The 21,704-nt window shown below is 71.7% G+C and carries 22 protein-coding genes; 10 read left to right on the top strand and 12 right to left on the bottom strand.

Translation table 11 applies throughout. The features are described from left to right. The first annotated feature begins 186 nt into the window (after nucleotides 1-186). The 3 genes from ABS772_RS12800 (at nucleotide 187) to argF (ending at nucleotide 3,497) form a co-directional block, all read left to right on the top strand. Nucleotides 187-1,149, top strand: a complete 963-nt coding sequence (locus ABS772_RS12800) for an AraC family transcriptional regulator (RefSeq protein WP_350395022.1) — start codon at nucleotides 187-189, stop codon at nucleotides 1,147-1,149. A 178-nt stretch (nucleotides 1,150-1,327) separates the two neighbouring features. Next, nucleotides 1,328-2,518: an aspartate aminotransferase family protein gene (locus tag ABS772_RS12795; protein ID WP_350395020.1), complete on the top strand. Its 1,191-nt coding sequence runs from the start codon at nucleotides 1,328-1,330 to the stop codon at nucleotides 2,516-2,518. Between the two features lie 28 nt (nucleotides 2,519-2,546). Continuing rightward, nucleotides 2,547-3,497 (top strand): ornithine carbamoyltransferase, encoded by a 951-nt coding sequence (gene argF, locus ABS772_RS12790; protein ID WP_350395018.1) that lies wholly within the window; start codon nucleotides 2,547-2,549, stop codon nucleotides 3,495-3,497. Between the two features lie 84 nt (nucleotides 3,498-3,581). Here the strand turns inward: argF and ABS772_RS12785 are convergent, their stop codons facing one another. Then, a complete protein-coding gene (locus ABS772_RS12785; protein WP_238257622.1) occupies nucleotides 3,582-4,052 on the bottom strand; it encodes an SRPBCC family protein in 471 nt (156 codons plus the stop codon). A gap of 20 nt (nucleotides 4,053-4,072) precedes the next feature. Then, nucleotides 4,073-4,501 carry a VOC family protein gene (locus ABS772_RS12780; RefSeq protein WP_350395016.1) on the bottom strand — a complete coding sequence of 143 codons (429 nt, stop codon included), beginning with the start codon at nucleotides 4,499-4,501 and terminating at the stop codon, nucleotides 4,073-4,075. Between the two features lie 261 nt (nucleotides 4,502-4,762). Between ABS772_RS12780 and ABS772_RS12775 the strand changes: the two genes are divergently transcribed. From ABS772_RS12775 to ABS772_RS12760, 4 genes are all read left to right on the top strand, one after another. Beyond that, nucleotides 4,763-5,569: an SDR family NAD(P)-dependent oxidoreductase gene (locus tag ABS772_RS12775; RefSeq protein ID WP_238257624.1), complete on the top strand. Its 807-nt coding sequence runs from the start codon at nucleotides 4,763-4,765 to the stop codon at nucleotides 5,567-5,569. A 3-nt stretch (nucleotides 5,570-5,572) separates the two neighbouring features. Further along, on the top strand, nucleotides 5,573-6,946 hold the full coding sequence (locus ABS772_RS12770) for a dihydrolipoyl dehydrogenase (RefSeq protein ID WP_350395014.1): 1,374 nt from the start codon (nucleotides 5,573-5,575) through the stop codon (nucleotides 6,944-6,946). A gap of 226 nt (nucleotides 6,947-7,172) precedes the next feature. Next, nucleotides 7,173-9,809, top strand: a complete 2,637-nt coding sequence (locus tag ABS772_RS12765; RefSeq protein ID WP_350395013.1) for a histidine kinase dimerization/phosphoacceptor domain -containing protein — start codon at nucleotides 7,173-7,175, stop codon at nucleotides 9,807-9,809. A gap of 23 nt (nucleotides 9,810-9,832) precedes the next feature. After that, the gene (locus ABS772_RS12760) at nucleotides 9,833-10,390 is read left to right on the top strand and encodes a biliverdin-producing heme oxygenase (RefSeq protein WP_350395011.1); all 558 of its coding nucleotides are present in this window, start codon (nucleotides 9,833-9,835) and stop codon (nucleotides 10,388-10,390) included. 60 nt (nucleotides 10,391-10,450) lie between these two features. On the opposite strand, the gene ABS772_RS12755 is transcribed toward ABS772_RS12760, so the two are convergent. Both ABS772_RS12755 and ABS772_RS12750 read right to left on the bottom strand, forming a co-directional pair. Continuing rightward, entirely contained in the window at nucleotides 10,451-11,638 is a 1,188-nt protein-coding gene (locus tag ABS772_RS12755; protein WP_350395009.1) for a lysylphosphatidylglycerol synthase domain-containing protein, read from the bottom strand. After that, the gene (locus ABS772_RS12750) at nucleotides 11,631-12,131 is read right to left on the bottom strand and encodes a hypothetical protein (protein ID WP_350395006.1); all 501 of its coding nucleotides are present in this window, start codon (nucleotides 12,129-12,131) and stop codon (nucleotides 11,631-11,633) included. The genes ABS772_RS12755 and ABS772_RS12750 overlap by 8 nt, the downstream gene beginning before the upstream one ends. Nucleotides 12,132-12,401: 270 nt before the next feature. On the opposite strand from ABS772_RS12750, the gene ABS772_RS12745 reads away from it, so the two are divergent. Both ABS772_RS12745 and ABS772_RS12740 read left to right on the top strand, forming a co-directional pair. Beyond that, nucleotides 12,402-13,748, top strand: a complete 1,347-nt coding sequence (locus ABS772_RS12745; RefSeq protein WP_350395004.1) for a capsule biosynthesis protein — start codon at nucleotides 12,402-12,404, stop codon at nucleotides 13,746-13,748. Nucleotides 13,749-13,800: 52 nt separating this feature from the next. Then, nucleotides 13,801-14,085: a hypothetical protein gene (locus ABS772_RS12740; RefSeq protein WP_238224171.1), complete on the top strand. Its 285-nt coding sequence runs from the start codon at nucleotides 13,801-13,803 to the stop codon at nucleotides 14,083-14,085. Nucleotides 14,086-14,118: 33 nt separating this feature from the next. On the opposite strand, the gene flbD is transcribed toward ABS772_RS12740, so the two are convergent. From flbD to fliF, 5 genes are all read right to left on the bottom strand, one after another. Further along, the gene (flbD, locus tag ABS772_RS12735; RefSeq protein WP_350395002.1) at nucleotides 14,119-15,489 is read right to left on the bottom strand and encodes a sigma-54-dependent transcriptional regulator FlbD; all 1,371 of its coding nucleotides are present in this window, start codon (nucleotides 15,487-15,489) and stop codon (nucleotides 14,119-14,121) included. Between the two features lie 182 nt (nucleotides 15,490-15,671). After that, nucleotides 15,672-16,019 (bottom strand): flagellar motor switch protein FliN, encoded by a 348-nt coding sequence (gene fliN, locus ABS772_RS12730; RefSeq protein WP_350395000.1) that lies wholly within the window; start codon nucleotides 16,017-16,019, stop codon nucleotides 15,672-15,674. A gap of 5 nt (nucleotides 16,020-16,024) precedes the next feature. Beyond that, nucleotides 16,025-16,651: a FliH/SctL family protein gene (locus ABS772_RS12725; RefSeq protein ID WP_350394998.1), complete on the bottom strand. Its 627-nt coding sequence runs from the start codon at nucleotides 16,649-16,651 to the stop codon at nucleotides 16,025-16,027. Further along, nucleotides 16,648-17,703 carry a flagellar motor switch protein FliG gene (fliG, locus tag ABS772_RS12720; RefSeq protein ID WP_135297556.1) on the bottom strand — a complete coding sequence of 352 codons (1,056 nt, stop codon included), beginning with the start codon at nucleotides 17,701-17,703 and terminating at the stop codon, nucleotides 16,648-16,650. The genes ABS772_RS12725 and fliG overlap by 4 nt, the downstream gene beginning before the upstream one ends. Before the next feature lie 43 nt (nucleotides 17,704-17,746). Beyond that, nucleotides 17,747-19,369, bottom strand: coding sequence for a flagellar basal-body MS-ring/collar protein FliF (fliF, locus tag ABS772_RS12715; RefSeq protein ID WP_350394996.1), 1,623 nt, complete (start codon nucleotides 19,367-19,369; stop codon nucleotides 17,747-17,749). 317 nt (nucleotides 19,370-19,686) lie between these two features. Between fliF and ABS772_RS12710 the strand changes: the two genes are divergently transcribed. Beyond that, complete coding sequence (locus tag ABS772_RS12710; RefSeq protein WP_350394994.1) at nucleotides 19,687-19,923, top strand: hypothetical protein; 237 nt, start codon at nucleotides 19,687-19,689, stop codon at nucleotides 19,921-19,923. Between the two features lie 43 nt (nucleotides 19,924-19,966). Here ABS772_RS12710 and sciP read toward each other — a convergent pair whose 3' ends face one another. The 3 genes from sciP to ABS772_RS12695 form a co-directional block, all read right to left on the bottom strand. Continuing rightward, nucleotides 19,967-20,242, bottom strand: a complete 276-nt coding sequence (gene sciP / locus ABS772_RS12705) for a CtrA inhibitor SciP (protein ID WP_009865968.1) — start codon at nucleotides 20,240-20,242, stop codon at nucleotides 19,967-19,969. 141 nt (nucleotides 20,243-20,383) lie between these two features. After that, complete coding sequence (locus tag ABS772_RS12700; protein WP_350394991.1) at nucleotides 20,384-21,055, bottom strand: flagellar hook assembly protein FlgD; 672 nt, start codon at nucleotides 21,053-21,055, stop codon at nucleotides 20,384-20,386. Between the two features lie 109 nt (nucleotides 21,056-21,164). Beyond that, nucleotides 21,165-21,704, bottom strand: a 540-nt coding sequence (locus tag ABS772_RS12695; protein ID WP_350394989.1) for a flagellar hook-length control protein FliK, incomplete at its 5' end; no start/stop codon positions are given.

Below are 21,704 nucleotides of genomic sequence, written 5' to 3'. Positions count from 1 at the left end.
GATCTGCAGCTCGCTCTGCAGCTTGGCCGGCAAAGGAACGGGATCGGCCGGCGCATCGTTTGGCCAGGCCGACCGCAAGCATGACCGTGCGCCGTCCGGCCGCCGAAACCGGCGTCCGCGCGCGACACGGCGGGACGGGAAACGCGCCGCCTCGACGCGGCAGAGACGGGGAGAGCGAAGCGGCCGATGAGCGTTCCGTTCGTCAACGCCTCCGTGCAGGGCGAGCTCTCCGCTCCGCCCGACCAGATCTTCGGCCAGATCCCCGCCAGCGGCCTCGACGGCATCGCCTTCCTCGATTTCGCCTACGCGTCCGCGGGGCACAGCACCCACCGCGTGGACGGCCTCCTCGTCGGCACTTGGCAGGGCCTGTTGCAAGGCAACGGGCAGGGCACTCGGCAGGGCACTCGGCACGACGATGCGCCCGAAGGCCGTCACGGCGAGCGGCGGACCCGGCTGACCTTCCGCGACGCGGCCGTACCGGACGAGCCGCCGGACGAGCGGAGCGGCGACGCCTTCGTGTTGCGCGGACCCGGCTTTGCCGGCAGCACGCGTTGGAGCGGGCCCTGCCGCGGGCGCTATCTGGCCTTCATGCCGGCGGCGGTGGAGCGGATGACCGAGGCCCCGCTCGCCCGGGCCGAGTTCGCGACCCTCACCTGCGACCTGTCCGAGCGGATGACCGTGTTCCACCTGCTGGCCGCCCTCGGGCAGGAGGCGGGCGGGCACGACACCGCCGCGGACGCGCTCCTGGTGGACAGCGTGGCGCTGGCGGTGCTGCGCGCCTCCGGTGCGCTGACGCCCCCCGGCCCGCGCCGGAGCGCGGCGCTCACCGCCCGGCAGGCGCGGCGGGTGCGCGACCTCGTCGCCGAGCGGATCGATGCGCCCCTGTCCCTGCGGGAGATGGCGCAGGCGGCGGGCCTCAGCGAGGGCTACTTCGTGCGGGCCTTCAAGGGAAGCTTCGGCGTGACGCCCTATCAATATGTCCTGCGCGAGCGCGTGACCCTGGCCCAATCGCTGATCCGCTCCGGAACGGTGTCGCTGGGCGAGGCGGCCAAGCGCGCGGGCTTTCCCGATGCGCGGCGGATGGGGCGCACCTTCCGCAAGGTGATCGGGCGCTCGCCGACCGAGGCGGCGCGGCTGCAGCGGGCCTGAACCCGCGTGCGCGGGGCCGTTCGGCACCACCTCCGATCGAATCGGGCCCGGCAATGCCGCCGCCGCGATTGACAGGAGCGTCCTGTTTCATAGTAATCGCGCGCGTGCCGCCCGTCCCCCGAGGCGGCACTTTCTTTTGGCGACTTCCCCTGGATCGAGCCCGAGGAGACGGACCCGCGTGACCTCCGCCCTGCTGCCGACCTATGCCCGCGCGCCGATCGCCTTCGAGCGAGGCGAGGGCGCGTGGCTGGTCGCCGAGGATGGCGACCGCTACCTCGATTTCGGTGCCGGCATCGCCGTCAACGCGCTGGGCCACGCCCATCCGCACCTCGTGGAGGCGCTGACGGCGCAGGCGCAAAAGCTCTGGCACACCTCGAACCTGTTCCAGATCCCGGAGGGGGAGCGGCTGGGCCGGCGGCTCGTGGACGCGACCTTCGCCGACGTCGCCTTCTTCGCCAATTCCGGCGCCGAGGCCAACGAGGCCGCCATCAAGATCGCCCGCAAGTACCATGCGGCCGGCGGCCATCCGGAGCGCTACCGCATCATCACCTTCGAGGGCGCCTTCCACGGCCGCACGCTCGCGACCATCGCCGCGGGCGGCCAGCAGAAATACATCGAGGGCTTCGGCCCGAAGGTGGAGGGCTTCGATCAGGTGCCGGTCGGCGACTTCGACGCGCTCGAGGCCGCGATCGGCCCGGAGACCGCCGCCCTGATGATCGAGCCGATCCAGGGGGAGGGCGGCCTGCGGGTGATTCCCGGCGAGACGCTGCGGCGCCTGCGCGGGCTCTGCGACGCGCACGGCCTGCTCCTCATCATGGACGAGGTGCAGACCGGCGTCGGGCGCACGGGCAGGTTCTTCGCGCATGAATGGTCGGGCGTCACGCCCGACATCATGAGCGCGGCCAAGGGCATCGGCGGCGGCTTCCCCCTCGGCGTCTGCCTCGCCACGGCGGAGGCCGCCCGCGGCATGACGGCGGGCACCCACGGCACCACCTTCGGCGGCAACCCGCTCGCCATGGCGGTGGGCAACGCCGTGCTCGACGTGGTGCTGGCGGACGGCTTCCTCGCGCATGTCGAGCGCATGGGCCTGCTGCTGACCCAGAAGCTCGCCGGGCTGATCGACCGCCACCCCCACGTCTTCGCCGAGCTGCGGGGGCAGGGGCTGATGCGCGGCCTGAAGCTCAACCTGCCGAACACCGAGTTCGCCGCGGCCGCCCGCGGGCGGCACCTGCTGGTGATTCCGGCGGGCGACAACGTGATCCGCCTCCTGCCGCCGCTGATCGTCGGCGAGGCGGAGGTGGACGAGGCCGTGGCCCGGCTGGAGGCCGCGGCGACCGATCTGGAGGCGCAGATGCGCGGTGCCGCCTGAAGGTGGGACCGCGAGCGAAGTATGTGAGATGACCACGACCCTGAACGGCGGCGGCCCGCATGTCCGCCACTTCCTCGACCTGAAGGACTTCTCGGCCGAGACCCTGCGCGGCGTCCTCGACGCCTCCGCCGCGATGAAGCGCGCGCGGGTGAAGGGCCAGCGCGCGGCGGAGCGACCGCTCACCGGCAAGATGCTGGCGATGGTGTTCGACCGGCCCTCGACCCGCACCCGCGTCTCCTTCGACGTGGCGATGCGCGAGCTCGGCGGCGACACCCTGATGCTGACGGGCAAGGAGATGCAGCTCGGCCGCGGCGAGACGGTGGCCGACACCGCCCGCGTGCTCTCGCGCTTCGTCGACGCGATCGTGATCCGCACCCTCGACCACACCCTGATGGTGGAACTGGCCGAGCACGCCACCGTGCCGGTGATCAACGCGCTGACCAAGGTCTCGCATCCGTGCCAGATCATGGCCGACGTGCTGACCTTCGAGGAGCATCGCGGACCGATCAAGGGCCGCACCGTCGCGTGGTCGGGCGACGCCAACAACGTGCTGGCGAGCTGGGTCCACGCCGCGGCGCGGTTCGATTTCACCCTCAACGTCGCCGCGCCGAACGAGCTGGCGATGCCGCCCGCCCTCGTCGCCTGGGCCGAGCGCGAGGGCGCGCGCGTCAACGCCACCACCGACGCCTACGCGGCGGTGGAGGGGGCGGACGCGGTCGTGACCGATTGCTGGGTCTCGATGGGCGACGACGACGAGCACTTCCGCCACAACCTGCTCTCGCCTTACCGCGTGGACGCGGCGCTGATGAAGGCCGCGGCCAAGGACGCGATCTTCATGCACTGCCTGCCGGCCCATCGCGGCGAGGAGGTCACCGCCGAGGTGATCGACGGCCCGCAATCGGTGGTGTTCGACGAGGCCGAGAACCGGCTGCACGCGCAGAAGGGGATTCTGGCGTGGTGCCTGGGCGAGGCGGCCTGACGGGCGTCGCGCGTGCAAAAAACCCTCTCCCCGCCGGATCTCGGGCAAGCCCGGGGCCCGTCGGGGGAGGGTTGTTTTCAGCCCTCAGCCCAACCCCGTCACCACCTCGGTGAGCTGGTCGGCGCAGATTCCCCAGCCCTGCTCGAAGCCCATGGCCTCGTGCCGCTCGCGGTCCTCCATCGTCCAGTGGCGGGCCCGCGCCGTGTAGCGGGTGCCGCCGGCCTCGTCGGCGAAGGTGAGAATCACCGTCAGGAACGGTTTCTCGGAGGGCAGCCAGGCCGCGCTGTAGGCGTCGGTGACGACGAGGCGCGCGTCGGGCACCACCTCCAGGTAGACGCCCCGGTTGGGCAGATCCTGCCCGTCGGGGCTGCGCATCACGATGAGACTCGACCCGCCCGGCCGCACGTCGAGTTCGGCGACCGGCGTCGTGTAGGGTCGGGGCGCGAACCAGCGCTTCAGCAGGTCCGGCTCGGTCCAGGCGCGCCACAGCGCCCGGCGCGGGGCGGGAATCAGGCGCGTCAGGACGAGGTCGCGGGGATCGTCGGCATCGGCCATGGTCTGTCTCCCGGCTCGGGTCAGGCGGCGCGCTTGGCTTGGTTCATCGCCCAGATCACGCCGAACGGGTCGCGCAGCTGCCCGTAGACGTCGCCCCAGAACATCTCCTGGTAGGGCGTCACCACCTCGGCGCCCGCCGCGACCGCGCGGTCCCACCACGCCGCGATGTCCTCGACCGGCAGGAGCAGGCTGAAGGATTGCGGCGCCTTGAGCGGGTGGCCGTATTCGGGAAAGGCGTCGGAGAGCATCACCGAGGTGCCGTTGACGACCAAGTGGACGTGCATGGTCCGCCCCTTCTCGTCCGGGGGCACCGAGGCCAGGATCTCGGCACCGAAGGCCTTCTCGTAGAATTCCGCCGCGCGCAGGGCGCCGTCGACGGTGAGGTAGGCGACCACGCCGCCCCTCGGAGGAACGGCCGGCCCCGGCCCCGTCGCGTCGGTCTCGCTCATCGTCGGTCTCCCCTCGATTCGATGCGGTCGAGAGGGTGCCGCGTGCCGGCGCCGGGTGCAAAGCGATTTCGCACCGAGGCGTCTTTTCGCGACGGACGACGCCGGTCCTTCATCCCGCCGCCTCGGCGGTCGGATCGCCGCAGCCCGGCGCCGGACCGGAACGATCGACGGCGCCCTCCGTTGGCCCGCGGCTTTCCCAGAGGGTCGCCCGCGCCGATACGAACGGTCGAACCGGACGCCGACAACGAAAAAGGTCGATTCATGGATCTCGGCATCAGCGGCCGCGTCGCGGTGATCACCGGCGGCGATTCCGGCATGGGCTACGCGAGCGCGGAATATCTGCTGCGCGAGGGCGTGAAGGTCGTCCTGTCCGACGTGAAGGACAAGGAGCTGGAGGAGGCGGCCGGGCGCCTCGCCGCCCTCGGAGCCGTCAAGGCCTGCCAGGCGGATCTCTCGAATGATGCCGGCGCGCGCAAGCTGCGCGCGTTCGCCGACACGGCCTTCGATTCGCCCCCCACCATCCTCGTCAATGCCGCGGGCGTCACCGGCGCCACCGGCGACTTCCTGGAGATCGACGACGAGGGCTGGATGTCGACGATCCAGGCCGACCTGATGGCGGCGGTCCGCGTCGCCCGCGCCTTCATCCCCGGCATGCGCGCGCAGAAATGGGGGCGAATCATCTTCTTCACCTCCGAGGACGCGGTGCAGCCCTATGTCGAGGAGCTGCCCTACTGCGCCGCCAAGGCCGGGCTGATGAACCTGACCAAGGGCCTCTCTAAGGCCTACGGGCCGGACGGGGTGCTGGTGAACTCGGTGGCGCCCGCCTTCGTCGCGACGCCGATGACCGACGCGATGATGGAGAAGCGGGCCGAGGAACTCGGCGTCTCCTTCGACGAGGCGATCGAGAGCTTCCTGGAGGAGAAGCGCCCCGGCATCGTCGCCAAGCGCCGCGGCCGGGCGGACGAGGTCGCCGCGGCGGTGGCTTTCCTCTGCTCGGAACAGGCGAGCTTCATCACCGGCGAGAACCTGCGGGTCGATGGCGGCGCCGTGCTGACCATGGCGGCCTGAGCGATGCGGGAGCTGTCCTGCGACGTCGCGGTGATCGGCGCCGGCACCGCCGGCATCGCCGCCCACCGCGCCGCGCTCGAGGCGGGTGTCAGGTCGGTGCTGATCGAGCAGGGCCCCGGCGGCACCACCTGCGCCCGGGTCGGCTGCATGCCCTCGAAGCTGCTGATCACCGCGGCCGAGGCGGCGCACGAGGCCCGCGCGGCGCATCGGCTCGGCATCCATGTCGGCGAGGTGCGGATCGACGGCCGCGCGGTGCTCGGCCGGATGCGGGCCTTGCGCGACCGCTTCGTGGCTTCCGTCTTCGAGGGACTCGACCGGCTGCCGGAGGAGACGCGCCTGACCGGCCGCGCCGCGTTCGAGGGGCCGGACGCCCTGCGCATCGACGACCACACCCGCCTGCGCTTCGAGGCGGCGGTGCTGGCGACCGGCTCCAGCCCGAGCGTGCCCGAGCCGCTGCGGGGGCTCGGGCCGAGGCTCCTCACCACCGACACGGTGTTCGAGATCGAGGACCTGCCGGACTCGCTCGCCGTGCTCGGCGCCGGCCCGGTCGGGCTGGAACTGGCGCAGGCCATGGCCCGGCTCGGCGTGGCGACCAGCGTGTTCGATCCCGGCGACAGCCTCGGCGGGTTGAGCGATCCCGACCTGAAGCGGGCCGCCCGCGCGATCTTCTCGGAGAGCTTCGACCTGCATCTCGGGGCGAAGGTCGCGCGCGGCGAGCCCGACGGGGAGGGCGCGCGCCTCGGCTGGAGCGGTGACGCCGAAGGCGAGAAGCGCTTCGCCCGGGTGCTCGCCGCCGCGGGCCGACCGCCGAACCTGCACGGGATCGGCCTCGATCGGACCGGCGCCCGCCTCGACGACCGCGGCACCCCCGCCTACGATTCCCGCTCGCTGCTCTGCGAGGGAACGCGCATCCTGATCGCGGGCGACGCCAACGCCGACCGCCCGGTGCTGCACGAGGCGAGCCGTCAGGGCCGCATCGCCGGGCGCAACGCCGCGCGGCTCGCCCGCGGGGAGGGCGCCGAGCGTCCGGAGCGCTGGGTGGCGCTCGCCATGGTGTTCAGCGACCCGCAGATCGCGGTGGTCGGCGGCGGCTTCGATCCCGAGGCGGGTTACCGCATCGGCCGCGCCGATTTCTGCGACCAGGGCCGGGCCCAGGCGATGGACCGGGCGCAGGGCGGCCTCCGCCTCTACGCCGATGCCGAGGGGCGTCTCGCCGCCGCCGAACTCGTCGGCCCGGAGGCGGAGCATCTCGGCCATCTCCTCGCCCACGCGGTGCAGGACGGGCTCGACGTGCGGCGCCTGCGCGACCGCCCCTTCTACCACCCGACCCTGGAGGAGGGGCTCGACACGGCCCTCTCCGACCTCGCGGGCGGGTGAGGCCGGCCGCTCGGCTCGCCGCCGCGGCGGGCTCCCGGTCGCGGCAGCGCGGCGGCGCCGATCGGCCCACGCCCCGTGTCGCGGAGTGTCGCGGACGAGTGTATGGTTTCAGACAAAGCTCGGGCTTATCAGGCACTTGGTGCGACTTTTCAGCGAGCCCAAAGATGCGGCGGAGGGCGCCTCGGCATTGCGTAACCGCAGCGCGGCAGGCATACCGACTGCCGTAATGGTCGATCCGTCGCAGATGTACACCGCGGGACCGCACGGTGGTCCGATCGACCTTCCGGTCGATCTCGACGCGTTGACCCCGGAGCAGCGGGATCAATTCGGCGCGGGGATTCTCGCGCTCGATTCCGCCGGCGCGGTGCTCGCCTGCAATCGCGCGGCGGGAACGCTGTGCGGCCTGCCGCCCGACGCGATGATCGGGCGCAACTTCTTCCGCGATCTCGTGCCGAGCGCCCACGTCCCCGGCTTCTACGGCCGCTTCCTCGCCGCCCAGCGCCGGGGCGTAGCGGGCCAAGTGGCGGGCCAGGCCTTCGAGTTCGTGTTCGGGCGCATCCCGGCCCCTCTGCGGGCGCGCATCGGCCTCCGGTCCGGCGCGAACGGGCGCACGTGGCTGACGATCAGCCCGCTGGAGCAGATCGCCGCCGGCCCCTCGCGCGAGGCCGTGCTGGCCGCGATCTCCCAGCGCAGCCGGGCCGAGCCGGTCGATCCGAGCCTGTGCGAGCGCGAGCCGATCCACGTCCCCGGCTCGATCCAGCCGAACGCGGTGATGCTCGCCGCCGACGCCGCGACCCTCGAGATCCTGGCCTTCAGCGCCAACGCCGTCGACGTGCTGGCACCCGAGCAGTTCCCGCCCAACGGCCTCGCCCTGGAGGCGGTGCTGCCGGGGGGAATCGTCTCCGCGATCCGCGACGGGCTGTCCGCCCACACCCTCACCGACGGGCGGCTCCTGCGCCGCACGCTCACCCTCCCGTCGCGGGAGGAGCGCTTCCACCTCGTGGCGCACGCCCATCTCGGCCGGGTCATCGTCGAGCTGGAACTGGCGCCGGAGCGGCCCGAGGACTTCCTCGCCGCGAGCCCGCTCGACGCCGAACTCGCCATGGTGCGGCTGCGCGCCGCCGAGACCCTGACCGAGGCGGCGCAGATCGCCGCCCTCGAGATCCGCGCCATGACCGGATTCGAATCGGTCCTCGTCTACCGCTTCGACGCCGAGTGGAACGGCGAGGCCATCGCCGAGGACATGGTGCCGGACTGGCAGCGCCCGCTGATCGGCCTGCGCTTTCCCGCCTCCGACATCCCGGCCCAGGCCCGCGCCCTCTACACCAAGGCCAAGAGCCGCTTCGTGATCGACCGCGACTGCGTGCCGGTGCCGCTGGTCGCCGGCCGCTCCGCCGGCAACGCGCCGATCGACCTCACCTTCGCGCAGAACCGCACCCTCTCGCCGATCCACCTCGAATACCAGCGCAACCTCGGCGTCGACGGCTCGATGTCGATCTCGATCATGGTCGAGAACCGGCTCTGGGGCCTGATGATCGGCCATCACCGCCGGCCGCACTACGTCGCGCCGGAGACCCGCGCCGCGGCCACCGTGCTCACCGACGCCTTCGCCATGCGGGTGCAGGAGATCGAGGGCAAGGCGCTGTGGAGCGAGCGGCAGCGCCATCTCGACGTGCAGGGCCGGCTGGTCCGCGGCCTCACCCGCTCCGACGACTTCGTCGGCTCGCTGACCCAGGGCAACCCGACCCTGCTCGACCTGTTCGGCGCGACGGGCGCGGGCATCGTCTCGGACGAGGCCGTCTGCCTCGTCGGCACGACGCCGGACGAGGCGGCGGTGCGGGCGCTCGCCGACTGGCTGCGGCACAGCCTGCCCCCCGGCGAGACCACCTTCGTCACCGACACGCTGGTGCTGCAGCACGCCCCGGCCGCGGCCTACACCGAGATCGCCAGCGGCCTGCTCGCGGCCTTCGTCGGCACCTCGCGCCAGCATCTCCTGTTCTGGGTCAAGCCGGAGGTGCCGAGCACGGTCACCTGGGGCGGCGACCCGCGCAAACCCGTCCTGCCCGGCAGCGGCCCGGTGGCGGTGCTGCCGCGGCGCTCGTTCGAGCGCTGGATCGAGGAGCGGCGCGGCCATTCCGCCCCCTGGGCGACGTGGAAGGTCGCGCTCGCCGCCCAGCTCGCCGACGCGGTGGACGGTGTGGTGCTGCGCCAGCGCCGCAAGATCGACGAGCTGACCGGCCTGCTCGCCGACAAGGAGCGCCTGCTGGAGCAGAAGGATCTGCTCACCCGCGAGATCGACCACCGGGTCAAGAACTCGCTGCAGATCGTGACGGCCTTCCTGCACATGCAGCGCCGCCAGATCGCCGACCCGGAGGCGCGCCAGGCCTTCTCCGAGACCTCGGCCCGGGTGATGAGCGTCGCGCGGGTGCACGACAGCCTCTACCAGGGCGAGAGCATGGAGCAGGTCGATCTCGGCCAGACCATCCAGGCCCTGTGCAGCGATCTCGCCGGCATGGCCGGCGACGAGCACAGCGTCGAGCTGACCGCGGAGCCCGGCCTGATGGTGCCCTACCGGCACGCGGTGGCGCTCTCGCTGATCACCACCGAACTCGTCACCAACGCGTTCAAATATGCCGGCCGGCCCGACAAGGGCGCGCGGATCAGCGTCTCCGTCGCGGGCGGGGAGGGCGCCGTGCGCCTCAGGATCTGCGACGACGGCGAGGGCATGCCGCCGGGCTGGGAGAGCGCCAAGGCGCGCGGCACCGGGCTCGGCATGAAGCTGATCCGCGCCATGCTCGACCAGATCGGTGCCCGCCTCGACGTCGAGAACGCCGACGGCGCCTGCTTCACGGTTCACGCCTGAACCTTGCCACGCCCGAGCCCTCCTTGAGCGACAGCCTGCACGCCCGCCTGCGGGAGGCCACGCGAGCGGCGCACGAGGCGCTGGAGCGCGACCTCGACTGGGAGGCGCGCGTGGCGACGCTTCCCGGCTACCGGGCGCTGCTGGAAAGGCTCCGCGGCTTCCACGCCGCCTACGAGCCGGCGATCGGCGACGCCCTCGCGGATTCCGCCTTCTTCGATCCCCGCCGACGGCTCCCGGCCCTCGACGCGGACCTGCGCGCCCTCGAAGGGGCGGCGCCCGATCCCCTGCCCGCGCCCGCCTTGCCCCGGCTCAACGGGCCGGGGGCGGCGCTCGGCGCGCTCTACGTGCTGGAGGGCTCGACGCTCGGCGGGGCTGTGATCGGCCGCCACGTCGCCCGCCTGCACGGGGAGGACGTCCCGCTGGCCTATTATGCCGGCCGCGGCCGGGACACCGGGCCGCTCTGGCGCGGCTTTCGCGAGCGGCTGGACGGGCTGCCGGAGGCGGAGGCCACCGCGGCCTTCGCCGCCGGGATCGCGACCTTCGAGGCGATGCGGGGATGGCTCGTGTCCGGCGTGGGCTGAGCCACCTTTCCAGGGCTCTGCCCTGGACCCTATGACAAGGGCTTGCCCTTTCGAAACCCATCACCCCGGCGGTGCCAGCACCTGGGCTCGCTTGGCTTCCAGGATCTGCCAGACGATCAGCGAGGGCAGGCCCAGCGCCACGTCGGGGACGCGCTTGGCGAGCGACAGGGCGATGGCGGTGCCGGCGTCGAGACCGAACAGGGCGCCCACCACCACGAAGCCGCCCTCCTGCACGCCGAGCCCGCTCGGCACGGCGAAGGCCGCCGACTTGATCGCCTGGGACAGCGATTCGAGCACGAAAACCTCGGTCAGGCTCACCTCGACCCCGATGCAGGCGAGCACGATCCAGATCTCGACCGCGCCGAGGCCCCAGGCCACGGCGTGCAGGGCGACCGACTGGGCGATGCGCCCGCGCCGGCCCCGCGCCCAGACCGCGTCGAGGGCCTCCTGCACCGAGAGGATGCTCGCCGCGCCCGCCTCCGGACCCGCGCCGTCCGGGGCCGCCGAGCGCAGGAAGCGGCGTCCGAGGCCGGCAAGCCGCCGCTCCAGGCCCCGCGCCGCGCCCAAGGTCTGCAGGGCGAAGAAGGCGGCCACCGCCGCCACCGCGACCACGGCGGCCTGCGTCGTCCACCAGGCGAGCGCGGCGGCGGCCTCCCCCGGCAGCCGCCAGAGCAGGGCGGCGCCGAGCCCGGTGAAGGCCACCTGCGTCGCGACCTGGATCAGCATGTCGGCCAGGATCGAGGCCGCCGCGAGGCTGCCCGCGACGCCCCAGAAGGTCAGCAGGCGCCCGCCCACCACCTCGCCGCCCACCGAGGCGACGGGCAGGAGCACGTTCACGCCCTCCCGCACGAAGCGCAGGATCACGAAGGCGCCGGTCTCGACGGAACGCTCGACAGAACGCTCGATGCGACGCCCGGCCGGAACCTCCGGCCCCGTTCGGGGACGGCCGGAAGGCGGAATGCCGGCCAGCACGCGCGCCCAGGCGAGGCCGCACAGCAGCACGATGACGGCCCGCACCCCGACGATGGCCGCGAGGCCCGCCGGACCGATCCGCCCGAAGGCCGCGCCGATCGCCCCGAGGTCGTTGGTGGCGACGAGCCAGACGCCCAGCCCCAGCCCGACCAGGGTGCCGATCAGCGGCAGCCGCCGCAGCAGCCCGCGCAGGAAGCGCTGCGGCGGCCCCTCGGCGGGGCGCGCTTCGCGGCGCTCCGCGCAGCTCTCGTCAGGGCGGGCGGGCGCCTCAACCATTCCCCGCTCCGTCCGTCGGCGCCGCGCCGGGCGCGGGCAGGGGTGTGGGCAGAGGTGTCGGCAAGGGCGCGGGCAAGGGCGCGGGCAAGGGCGCGAGGACCAGCGCCTCGCGGGCGAGGCCGTCGAGCGCCGGATCGACGAGGATGACGCGGCGGCGGGCGAGGGAATCCGGCGTGGCGAGCGTCAGCATCCGCTTGGGGCAGGGGCCGAGACAGCCCGTCTCCAGCAGCCGGACCTTGCCGGATCCCTTGCCGGATCCCTTGCCAGAGCCCTTGCCGGACTCCTTCGCGAAGGCCTCGCCGCGCCCGCCCTGCCTGAGGGCCCGCTTGACGGCGCGGCCGATCTGCTTGCGGTCCACGCCCTGGCGCTTGGCGCATTTGCGGCAGACCAGCACGAGGTCCGAGAAGCTCGCCTTGGCCGTTCTGACCTTGGTCGTCCCAATTTGGGCCGTTCCAGCTTGGGCCGTCCCGTCCGGATCCTGCCGCCGTCCCACATGTCCCCCTGTCCGGCCCCGCGCGATTCGGGCCGTACCCCGATGTCCGGGGCGGTATCGCAGTCCCCCCGCCTTGGGCGCAATCCCGACCGATCGCCGCGCCATAAAAAGGGCCGAAAAGAACGTGACCTGAACCACCAGACAGGATGTCGCCCGAGCTTGCCGAAGAGCCTCGTCCGTGCGCCTTGCCCGAGCGTATCGCGAAGGGCCGGGCGCGAGGCGCCTCGCGCGGGTGCGCTCCGGCCGCGGATCCGTGAGGACCCCCATTCGATGAGTTCCGACGACGAGGTCAAGCAGGCGACCCGGGTCCGGTCGAGCCCGAGCGTCCAGTCGCTCATGGATCTCGCCCGGCGTTCCGTGCCGGATCTGCGGCGCAACGCCGAGACGATCGAGCCGGTCGCGCCCGGCAAGGGCCGGCATCTCGGCGTGGCCCTGGTCGAGCGGGCGCGCCGCACCCTCGAATGGACCCGGCTGCCCGGCCTGCGGCCGCGGGAGGCGCGTCCGCCCGAGCGGATGGTCAAGCGGCTGTTCCGCGGCTACTGCCTGTTCGCGCTGGTGCCGACCGCGGTGGTCGGGCTCTACGTCTTCGTGATCGCCTCTCCGCAATACATCGTCGAGTCGCAGTTCGCCGTGCGCGGCAATGTCGAGCCGATGGCCAGCGCCGATCTCGGTCTGCACACCGACCTGATCCAGAAGCACAACAGCCAGGACAGCTTCATCCTGCGCGACTACATCGGCAGCCGGCCGATGGTGGAGGCCGTCGATGCCAAGCTCGGCCTCGCGAAGATGTTCTCGCAGGACGGGATCGACTTCTGGGCCCGCTACGGCGAGGGCCAGCCGGTCGAGAAGCTGGTGCGCTACTGGCGCCGGCACGTGGTGCCCCAGATCGATGCGATCTCCGGCGTGATCCACCTGAAGGTGCGCGCCTTCACCCCCGAGGATGCCGTCGCCATCTCGCAGGAGGTAATCGCCCGCTCCGAGACCCTGGTCAACGGCATCTCGCGCCGGGCCCAGGACGACATGATCGTCAACGCGAAGAAGGAGGTCGAGCAGTCCGCCGAGCGGCTCAAGCAGGCGCGGGTCGCGATCCAGGAGTTCCGCAACCGCTGGGGCATCATCGATCCGGTGAAGACGGCCGAGGCGGCCGTGACCACGATGGAGCTCCTGCGCAAGGACAAGATCAAGGCCGAGAACGACCTGCGCGTCCTGCGCGATTCCAAGCTCGACGAGAAGAGCCGCAGCATCCAGGTGCTCGTGGCCACCGTCGGCGCCCTCGACGGCCAGATCAAGGATCTGCAGAGCCGCCTCACCACCGACGGCATCGTCTCGAATGCCGAGCACAACCTCACCCAGGCGCTGCTCGAATACGAGAGCCTGATGGTCGAGCAGACGGTGGCGGAGAAGCTCCACGGCTCGCTGCAACTGATCCTCGACCGCGCCCGGGTCGCGGCGGCCAAGCAGCAGATCTATCTGGCGACCTTCGTGCCGCCCCTGCTGCCGACCTATTCCGAGTACCCGGCCCCCTTCCACGCCGTGTTCGCGGCCCTGTTCTGCTTCACCGTCCTGTGGAGTTCGGTCTCGCTCGTGTCCGCCGCGGTCAACGACAACCGGCTCTGAGCGGCGGCCGGCGCGGGGCTCTCATCGAACGATTGTCGCTAAAACGATTCTCATGGCGGATTTCACCGACCTCATCGCCCGCGCCGTCAGCCCCTCCATGAGCCGGGAGGAGCGCGAGCAGGTCTACACGGTCGTCCGGCAGGCGGTGCAGCGGCTCCAGGAGCGCGAGAGCCTCGCCGGGGACGATCCGCGCATCCTGCTCCAGCGTCACCTGATCGAGGAGACGATCCGCGACGTCGAGTTCGACATCGTCCGCTTCCTCACCCTGCGCAAGATCGAGCAGGCGCGGGCGGCCCAGAACGCCGAGTACGAGGCGCAGTTCGCCAAGAAGCGGTGAGCCGCCGCCCACTCTGATGGAGCGGAAACGGTCTCAGCCGTAGGCCGCGACCGCCCGCACGCCGCCGGGCTCGGCCACCTGCACGCCGGCCTCGACATATTCGTTGAGCTTGTTGCGCAAGGTCCGGATCGAGATGCCGAGGATGCGCGCGGCATGCGTCCGGTTGCCGAGGCAATGGTCGAGGGTATCGAGGATCAGGTCGCGCTCGACCTCCGCCACGGTGCGCCCGACGAGGCCGCGGGTGGCGGCCTCCGCCGCGCTCGCCGCCCGCTCGACCGGGCCGGAGGCGGCGGGCGCCGCGAGCGAATCGCCCTCCGGGCTCAGGATCGCGTCCGGGCCGATGTCTGCGCCCTGCGCCAGCAGCACCGCGCGGTGGATCGTGTTCTCCAGCTCGCGCACGTTGCCGCGCCAGGGATTGCGGGCGACCAGCGCCTGCGCGTCGCGGGCCAGCGGCCGCAGCGGCAGCCCGTTCAGCTCCGCGTATTTGCGGGCGAAGTGGGCGGCGAGTTCGAGGATGTCGGCCATCCGCTCGCGCAAGGGCGGCAGGCGCAGATGCACCACGTTGAGGCGGTAGAACAGGTCCTCGCGGAACGTGCCCTTCTTCACCTCCTCGGCGAGGTTGCGGTTGGAGGTGGCGAGCACGCGGATATCGACCTTGACGGGGGCCGCGCCGCCGACCCGGTCGATCACCCGCTCCTGCAGGGCGCGCAGGAGCTTGGATTGCAGCCGCACGTCCATCTCGGAGATCTCGTCGAGGAGCAGCGTGCCGCCGTTGGCCTCCTCGAACCGGCCGATGCGCCGGGCGACCGCGCCGGTGAAGGCGCCCTTCTCGTGGCCGAACAGCTCGGATTCGAGCAGCGCCTCGGGGATCGCCGCGCAATTGACCGAGACGAAGGGGCGGTTGCCCCGGTTCGACTTGGCGTGGACGTGGCGGGCCAGAACCTCCTTGCCGGTGCCGCTCTCGCCGGTGATGAGCACGGAGGCCTCCGAGCGGGCGACCTGCTCGGCGAGCCGGACGACGCGCTCCATCGAGGGGTCGCGCCAGACGAAGCTGCGGGCATCCGCCGCCACCGCCTCCAGCACCGCCGCGATCAGCTCCGGATCGGGGGGGAGGGGGATGTACTCCTTGGCGCCGGCCTGGATCGCCGCCACCGCGGCGCGGGCATCGGAGGCGATGCCGCAGGCCACCACCGGCGTGCGGATGCGCTCGTCGGCGAGCGCCTGGACCAGCCGGCGGATGTCGAGGCCGACATCGACCATGACGAGGTCGCCGCCCTTGGCGCGCAGGACCGCGAGGCCCTGGTCGATCCCCTCCGCGTGGGTGACCGAGGCCCCCCGGTACATCGCGATCTTCGAGGCGGTGACGAGTTCGCCCGAGAGCCGTCCGACGATGAGCAGCCGCATGGCGTGATATCTCCGAAAAGGTTTGCCGTCCGATCGCGTCTCCCACCCTCTCCCTCATCCTGAGGTGCCCGCATCAGCGGGCCTCGAAGGATCCTCCAGATCCCGCGCGATTGCTGGAGGATCCTTCGAGGCCTCCGCTTCGCTGCGGCACCTCAGGATGAGGGCACGGGTGGGACGAAGGATCAGTGATCGTTCTTGATGATCTCGGTCATGGTGACGCCGAGGCGCTCATCGACCAGAACGACCTCGCCGCGGGCGACGAGGCGGTTGTTGACGAAGACGTCGATGGCCTCGCCGACCTTGCGGTCGAGTTCGAGCACCGCGCCGGGGCCGAGCCGCAGCAGGTCGCCGATCGGCATGCGCGAGGAGCCCAGCACCGCCGAGACCACCACGGGCACGTCGAAGACCTGTTCGAGGTCCGCCGCGCTCTTCGGGCTCGTCGGCGCGTCGCGGACGGAACCGGGGTTGCCCTCGTCGTAGGGCAGGTCGCCCTCGTTGAGCTGGGGCAGGCTGAAATCGTCGCTCGACATCGGGCTCAGGTCTCCGTGCTGGCGAAATTGGGAGAGAGGGCGGACTCGACGGCGGCTTCGATGCGGGCGCGCTCGCGCACCACGCCGCCGTCGGCCCATTCGAGCCGGGCGTCGCCCGGCGCCATGTCGGGCTCGCCCAGCACCACGAGGCGGCCCTCGAAACCGTGCTCGCGCGACAGGCGCCGCATCAGGGTCTCCGCCTCGTCGACGAGCCCCTCGTTCACCCGCAGGACGAGGTGGGGCACGCCGCGCAGGTGCCGGAGCGCCGAGCGGGCCGTCTCCTCCACCGCCGCGAGCGGGCGCGCGTCGAGGGCCTCGCCCGCGATCCGGCGGGCCAGCGCCGCCGCGAAGGCGAGCGCCTGCGTCTCGCGCTCGCCGTCGCGGGCATCGGACTGGTTGAGCAGGCCGGCGGCGGCGAGCCCGACCCGGGTCAGGGCGTCGGCGAGCCGGGCCTGTTCCTGGAGGGCGGCCTCGGCCCGGCCGTCCTGGAGGCCGCGGGCATAGGCGGAGGCCTCGAGCGCCGCGCGCTCGGCCTCCGACCGGGCGGCGGCCTCCGCGTCGGCGGCGGAGGGCGCGCGCGGGCGGCCGAAATCGGTGTCGAACAGGAAGGGGCGGGAGGGGCGCGCGCTCAATAGACCAACTCCTCCTCGCCGCCGTTCTTGGCGATCATGATCTCGCCCTTCTCGGCCAGCTCCTTGGCGAGTTCCGTCATCTTGGCCTGCGCCTCATCGACCTCCTTGAGGCGGATCGGCCCCATCGAGCCCATCTCGTCGGTGAGGTTCTTGGCCGCCCGGGTCGACATCTGGCGCATGAAGAAGGCGCGCACCCGCTCGTCGGCGCCCTTCAGCGCCCGGCACAGGGTGTCGTTGTCGACCTTGCGCATCAGGGTCTGGACCGAGCCCGGATCGAGCTTCAGCAGGTCCTCGAAGGTGAACATCAGCTGGCGGATCTTCTTGGCCGAGCCGCGGTTGGCCTGGTCGATCGCCGCGAGGAAGCGGGTCTCGGTCTGCCGGTCGAAGGCGTTGAACACCTCGGCCATGAGCTCGTGCGCGTCGCGCCGCGTGGTCTGGGCGATGGTCGAGACGAACTCGGTGCGCAGGGTCTCCTCGATGTGGCGCAGCGCCTCCTTCTGCACCGTCTCCATGCGCAGCATCCGGTTGAGCACGTCGATGGCGAACTCCTCCGGCAGGATCGTGAGCACCTTGGCGGCGTAGTCGGCCCGCACCTTCGACAGCACGACGGCGACCGTCTGCGGGTACTCGTTGCGCAGGAAGTTCGCGAGGATCTCGGGGTCGATCTGGGTCAGGCTCGCCCAGACGCGCTTGCCCGACGCGCCCTTGATCTCCGCCATGATCGAGGAGACCTGCTCAGGGGGGAAGATCTTGAGCAGGAGCGACTCGGTGCGCTCGAAGTTCGAGGTGATGCCGCCGCCCGAGGACAGCCGCGAGACGAAATCGACGATCAGCCGCTCGACGGTGGCGGCCTCCAGCGAGCCGAGCTGCACCATGGCGTGGCTGACGAGCTTGATCTCGTCCTCGTCGAGGCGCTGCCAGATCGGCGCGCCCTCCTCCTCGCCGAGCAGCAGCAGCAGGGCGGCGGCGCGCTGCGGGCCCGGCATCTCGGCGAAGGCCTTCGACGCGTCGAGGCTCTCCATGGCAACGTTGAAGTTTACGCCCGCGGACACGAACCCTCTCCTCTCTCCCGGCTATGGCTGGCCTCGGCGCGCATCAGGAATCGTGGATCCAGTTGCGGAGCACCTCGACGGTCTCGGTCGGGCTCGCCCGCACCATGTCGACCACGCGCTCCACGGTCTCGGCCTGGATCTGGCCGTTGATCTTCGCCGATTCGAGGAACCGGTTGGTGCTGTTCTCGCGCACCGCGATCTCGACCGGCCCCTCGCCGGCCGCCCCGGCCAGCGCCAGCGCCCCCGCCGGGCCGGCCAGCGCCGCCACCGGCGCCTCCGCCTCGAGCACGCGGCGCAGGAGCGGGCGCACCACCGCCATCAGCACGACCAGGGTGAGCAGGCTCAGGACCGTGAGCTCGACGAGGCGCATCACGTCCTCCTTGGTCGGGCTCAGGATGGATTGGACCAGGCCCGGCTCGGCGAATTCGGGGGCGGCGGGAGTCTCGGCGAAGCGCAGGTTGACCACCTCGACCTGATCGCCGCGGGCCTTGTCGTAGCCGACCGCCGTGCGCACCAGCGCGGTGATGCGGGCGATCTCCGCGTCGGAGCGGGGCTGGTAGGCGGGCTTGCCGTCCGCGCCGGGGGCGTAGACGCCGTCGACCAGCACCGCCACCGAGAGCCGCTTGAGGCGGCCGCCCTCCAGGGTCTCGACCTTGGTGACGCGGGAGATCTCGTAGTTCGTGACCTCCTCGTTCTTCTGCGCCGAATCCTTCTGCTGCGGCTGGGGCTGGTTCTGGTTGGCACCCGGCAGCTCGTTGCCGACGCTGACCTGCCCCTCCGCGCCGCCGGTGAGCGAGTTCTCGGAGCGGGTCTGGGTGGAGCGGACGACGCGGCTCTCGGGATCGAAGCTCTCCGAGCGGCTCTCGACCCGGTTGAGGTCGAGTTCGGCGGTGACCTGCACCCGGGCGCGGCCCTGGCCGACGATGCCGGCGACGATCTCCTCGATCTGCGAGCGCATCCGCCGCTCGATGCCGGCCTGACGCTCCTCCAAGGCGCCCGCCCCTTCCGCGTCGGCGCCGCGGGCGCCGTCGGCGAGCAGCCGGCCGCGCTCGTCGACGATCGAGACGCGCTCGGGCTTCAGGCCCTCGACGGCGGAGGCGGCGAGATGGCGGATCGCCCGCACCTGGCTCGCGTCGAGGTCGCCCATCAGCTTGACGACGATGGCGGCCGAGGGCGCCTCGCGGTCGCGCTCGAACAGCCGGCGCTCGGGGATGACGAGGTGGACGCGCGCCGCCTGGACCCGGCCGATGGCGCGGATCGAGCGGGCCAGCTCGCCCTCCATCGCCCGCAGGTGGTTCACGTTCTGGACGAAGCTCGTCGAGGAGAAGGCGTCGCCCTTGTCGAAGATCTCGTAGCCGATGCCCCCTTGGGCGGGCAGGCCCTTGCCGGCGAAGTCCATGCGCAGCTTGGCGAGGTCGGCGCGGGGGGCGAGCACCGTCTGGCCCAGGTCGCCCTTGGTCTCGTAGGCGATGCCGCGGGTGTCGAGCTCGCGGATCACCGCGGCGGAATCCTGCAGCGACAGGTCGGAGAACAGCACGCCCATGTCGGGCCGCGAGACCCGCAGGATCACGAAGGCGAAGAAGCCGACCAGCGTCAGCGTCACGGCCGCCATCGCGGCGATGCGCGCGGGCCCGAGCTTCGTCACCAGATCGAGGATGGGTTTCACGGCCGGCACGCCTGCAGACAGCGGAGGCGAGGGATGCGCGACCGCCCGGCAAGAATTGCCCGGTCCGTGGTTAGCGAGGCGTTAACGCCCCGTGGATTCGCGCCAGATGCAACTTGCGCGTTTGCAGGCGCATGCCAGACATCGGTCGCGACGGGCGGGACGAATCCGGCGACGGCCGGGGCGGTCGACGGACGGCGCGCTGCTGCGCCTCCGCTCCGATTCCGGTGCCGCAGACAGCACTTGGCGGGGCTTCCTCACGTGGATCGCGAGAGGCATCACCCTGCCGCGATCGGCTCTCCGCTGCCGAGGAATCTCGGATGATCAGCGCAACCGTCTTCGCCTTCGTCGTCGTGCCGGCGCTCTGCCTCGGCTTGGGACTGGCCGGTGATGCCTGGACCCGGCTCAGCGCCGGACGTCTCGACCGCGCCCGTGCGGGACAGGTGGCGGATGCGTTCGGCGAGACGGCCGGATCGAAGAACGCGGAGATTCTGCGCCGCACGGAGCCGCTCCGAAACGGACAGAGCCGCCCCGACGATGTCGGCGGCGGCTCCTGATGCGCCGCGCGAACACGCGCCGCGCCGGCGGGTCGGAAAAGAATCAGTGCCGGTAATGCTGGATGCGCGTGGTGCGCAGGCCGGCCAGCCCGTGCTGGTCGATGGAGTACTGCCAGCTCAGGAACTCTTCGGTGGTCAGCGTGTAGCGCTGGCAGGCCTCCTCCAGGCTGAGCAGACCGCCGCGGACGGCGGCGACGACCTCGGCCTTGCGGCGGATGACCCAGCGGCGGGTGGTGACCGGAGGGAGATCGGCGATCGTCAGGGGGCTGCCGTCGGGCCCGATCACATACTTCACGCGGGGCCGGGGTGTTTCGGTCATGATACGCTCTACACTCGACTGACCTGTCGAGAGAGAAGCTACTTGCCTCCGCTTAAAAGTTCTTGAAGTCGGCCGTTCGAATGCGATTCGTTCGTTGTTAACGGATGTGGACAATTCCGCTCCCCTCGATGCTGCAATGCATCAAGATGCTGGGGCGGAAAGCGTTTTCACGCTCGACGCCGGGACGCGGGCCGAGCCGATCGTCAGCACCGGTTCAGAGCCGCTGAGGTCGACGCCGTCCACGGTGCCCGACACCTTGGTGTCGACGTTGACCCGCGCCCCCGTCGTGTCGAGGGCGTCGACGGTGATCGTGTACTTCCCGTCCTTGGCCGAGAGCCCCGAGGTCAGGGTGCCGTCCCACTCGAAGGATTGCGCACCGGTCTTGAGCGTCGTCGTCTTGGTGGCCACCACGGTGCCGTCGCTGCCCTTGATGGTGACGACGGCCTTGGCCGCGGCCCGGTCCGGGGTCAGCGTCCAGGTCGCCTTGCCGTCCACGAGATCGGTGGTGGCGCCGTCCGCCGTGATCGTGCGGCCGATCAGGCCGGAGGCGGAGGAGGCCGAGGCGGCCTTGGAGTTGGTCAGGATCGTGTCCAGCGAGGCGTTGGTCTTGAGCTGCTGCTCGACGCCGGCGAACTGCACGAGCTGCTGGGTGAACTGGTTGGTGTCCAGCGGATCGAGGGGGTTCTGGTTCTTGAGCTGCGTGGTCAGCAGCGTCAGGAACTGCGTGAAGTTGCCCGCGATCGACTTGGTGTCGGCGGTCGAGGCGGCACCGGTGGCGGTGATGCTGGTGCTGCTGGTGATCCCGGAGGCCATGGCGTTATCCTAAAGCACCGTCCCGAAAGGTGGATTCCGGCTTTCGGTCAAGACGATGCGAAACAGGGGCCTAGAGCAGGGTCCCGGATATCCGATCCGGAACCCTGCTCTAGATTCGGATGTCGAGGCCGCTGGCGGCACGCAGGTGCCGCAGGGATACGGGGGCGAGGGGGGCGGGTTTGTCGTCGCGCCCGCCCGGTCCGCCTTCAGCGCGGCCGCGGGGCGACGATTCGCCGTCCCGGCCGCCCTGGGATCCGCCCTCGCCGCGCAGGGACAGGTCGATTCCGCCCGCCTCCGTGCCGACGTCGAAGCCCGCCTGCGCCAGCGCCTGCTGCAGGGAACCCGCGTCGCGCTGGAGCAGGGCGAGGGTTTCGGGACGGTCCACGACGAGATGCGCCCTCGCCTTGCCGCCCGCCTTGTCGAGGTCGAGCGAGACGTCGATCCGGCCGAGCTCGACCGGGTCGAGGCGGATCGCGAAGCGGTTCATGCCCGAGAGCGAGCGCAGCCCGATCGTCATCGGCACGGCGCCCAGGGGGATCGGCGGCGTCGCGGGCTGCGGCGTCGCGGCCGCGGCGTCCGTGGCCTGGGCCGCCGGAACCCCCGGCGCGGCGCCGGGACCGTTGACGCCGGGCGGGGCGAGAGCGGGGGC

The sequence above is a fragment of the Methylorubrum podarium genome, assembly GCF_040270385.1.
In the GTDB taxonomy this organism is placed as follows: domain Bacteria; phylum Pseudomonadota; class Alphaproteobacteria; order Rhizobiales; family Beijerinckiaceae; genus Methylobacterium; species Methylobacterium podarium.
This window is presented reverse-complemented; position numbering and strand designations above follow the sequence as displayed.

Bases quoted from the DNA above. Each gene is read 5' to 3' on its own strand.
- ABS772_RS12800 (WP_350395022.1), top strand. From the start codon at position 187: ATGAGCGTTCCGTTCGTCAACGCCTCCGTGCAGGGCGAGCTCTCCGCT.
- argF (WP_350395018.1), top strand. From the start codon at position 2,547: ATGACCACGACCCTGAACGGCGGCGGCCCGCATGTCCGCCACTTCCTC.
- ABS772_RS12785 (WP_238257622.1), bottom strand. From the start codon at position 4,052: ATGGCCGATGCCGACGATCCCCGCGACCTCGTCCTGACGCGCCTGATT.
- ABS772_RS12780 (WP_350395016.1), bottom strand. From the start codon at position 4,501: ATGAGCGAGACCGACGCGACGGGGCCGGGGCCGGCCGTTCCTCCGAGG.
- ABS772_RS12775 (WP_238257624.1), top strand. From the start codon at position 4,763: ATGGATCTCGGCATCAGCGGCCGCGTCGCGGTGATCACCGGCGGCGAT.
- ABS772_RS12770 (WP_350395014.1), top strand. From the start codon at position 5,573: ATGCGGGAGCTGTCCTGCGACGTCGCGGTGATCGGCGCCGGCACCGCC.
- ABS772_RS12765 (WP_350395013.1), top strand. From the start codon at position 7,173: ATGGTCGATCCGTCGCAGATGTACACCGCGGGACCGCACGGTGGTCCG.
- ABS772_RS12755 (WP_350395009.1), bottom strand. From the start codon at position 11,638: ATGGTTGAGGCGCCCGCCCGCCCTGACGAGAGCTGCGCGGAGCGCCGC.
- ABS772_RS12745 (WP_350395004.1), top strand. From the start codon at position 12,402: ATGAGTTCCGACGACGAGGTCAAGCAGGCGACCCGGGTCCGGTCGAGC.
- ABS772_RS12740 (WP_238224171.1), top strand. From the start codon at position 13,801: ATGGCGGATTTCACCGACCTCATCGCCCGCGCCGTCAGCCCCTCCATG.
- flbD (WP_350395002.1), bottom strand. From the start codon at position 15,489: ATGCGGCTGCTCATCGTCGGACGGCTCTCGGGCGAACTCGTCACCGCC.
- fliN (WP_350395000.1), bottom strand. From the start codon at position 16,019: ATGTCGAGCGACGATTTCAGCCTGCCCCAGCTCAACGAGGGCGACCTG.
- ABS772_RS12710 (WP_350394994.1), top strand. From the start codon at position 19,687: ATGATCAGCGCAACCGTCTTCGCCTTCGTCGTCGTGCCGGCGCTCTGC.
- sciP (WP_009865968.1), bottom strand. From the start codon at position 20,242: ATGACCGAAACACCCCGGCCCCGCGTGAAGTATGTGATCGGGCCCGAC.
- ABS772_RS12700 (WP_350394991.1), bottom strand. From the start codon at position 21,055: ATGGCCTCCGGGATCACCAGCAGCACCAGCATCACCGCCACCGGTGCC.